Source organism: Bartonella sp. MU37NMGALS (genome assembly GCF_042194015.1).
In the GTDB taxonomy this organism is placed as follows: domain Bacteria; phylum Pseudomonadota; class Alphaproteobacteria; order Rhizobiales; family Rhizobiaceae; genus Bartonella; species Bartonella grahamii.
The window spans coordinates 1-1,277 of the sequence record NZ_JBHIML010000083.1 but is presented as its reverse complement, the minus strand read 5'-3'; the positions used below and the strand labels follow the sequence as shown (position 1 = coordinate 1,277).

The window sequence follows — 1,277 nt, the reverse complement described above, 5'->3', positions numbered from 1 at the left end:
CTTGACCTGCCTTTGGGGGTATACGCTTTTTAATCGGTTGTGGAGCCTGTTCTGTATTTTGTGATGTCATAAAATACGCCCTCCAGATAATAAAAAACCCCGCATTTGCGGGGATTTTGAACTGTACCACACCCTCATTTAGATACAGTACGACCAGTGCCGTATTTGTCATTAAATACGATTTGCTACACTTTGTCAACATAAAAATAACACATATTGATAATTTCAAAGTGAATCAGTTAAACAGATAAAGTGCACATTAAGGTAGACATATAAGGTAGAAATGATGTTTATAAAAAAATCTTTATTTAGAAGCGTATTAATTATCGCACTTTTGATAACGTCTCTTATATCCCCTTCAAATGGATATGCTAATACGAAGGAGTTATTCTGCTCAAAAGAAATTATAGAACGAGAGAAGGCATACCATATGCACCTGTATAATACTGACTATTGGTGGGAAACAAAATTTTACGAAATTCTATGGATAGAAAAGATGTATTTCTTGAAAAAAATTTGGCTGCTACCAAAACCAATGTTTGAAAAGCATGTAAAAATTACAAGAAAATGGCACGATCTAATCAAAAAACGAAATAATATATCTCGTCTCTTGATCAGCAGTATGGACTCCGAAATAGCCAAAATGAAGGAGTTAGATAAAGAAAGACAATCTAAGAAACATGAAAAGGTATCTCGACTTCTAGAAATCATTACCGAAGTTCAAATGCGTATTGCTACACAAAAAGAAAAAATTAAAGAACTAGACCATGAAATCAAAGTATTGTTCGATATTATTAGTGATTTTTATCGATAATTACACGATTTTGCAAAAAGTGCTTCTGGAGCGCATTAAGAGCAACGCACAGTGAATTCACGAGATGTGATAGCATTTGATCTTCTATCACGAGGTACTGTAGCGCTGCATGAAGATTATACTGTCTATAGAGGCATTGGGCTTCTTTTACTGCCTCTTTCACGGCTTGATAGTGATTTGTTGCTTTTTGAACCCATTGTTCAAAGCTATCTGGATCTGAATTTGTAGACACATCATCATAAATTGCATTAGGCAAGCCTTTTGCGCAAAGGTAATTATTCCTTATCTGTAGATATTGTTGCGCGGCATCATATTGCTCTTGTGTAAGCACGCCTTGCAAGCAAAGCCGCCCTATGTAAGACCCAGAAAGTGGATTTTTTGCCTCCTGTAGCGTTAAACCGAAGCGCTTTGCACGCATTTCTATTGCCAATTTATCAACGGCTTCACGCGGTGCTTTTGCACG

The 1,277-nt window shown here is 36.4% G+C and carries 2 protein-coding genes; one reads left to right on the top strand and one right to left on the bottom strand.

Features of this window, described 5'->3' with window-relative positions; genetic code table 11:
• Positions 1 to 286: 286 nt before the first annotated feature.
• A complete protein-coding gene (locus ACFIJP_RS09140; RefSeq protein ID WP_375627103.1) occupies positions 287 to 814 on the top strand; it encodes a hypothetical protein in 528 nt (175 codons plus the stop codon).
• Here ACFIJP_RS09140 and ACFIJP_RS09135 read toward each other — a convergent pair.
• Positions 795 to 1,277: hypothetical protein (locus ACFIJP_RS09135; protein WP_375627101.1), on the bottom strand; the 483-nt coding region annotated here is incomplete at its 5' end. The two genes, ACFIJP_RS09140 and ACFIJP_RS09135, sit on opposite strands and share 20 nt — an antisense overlap.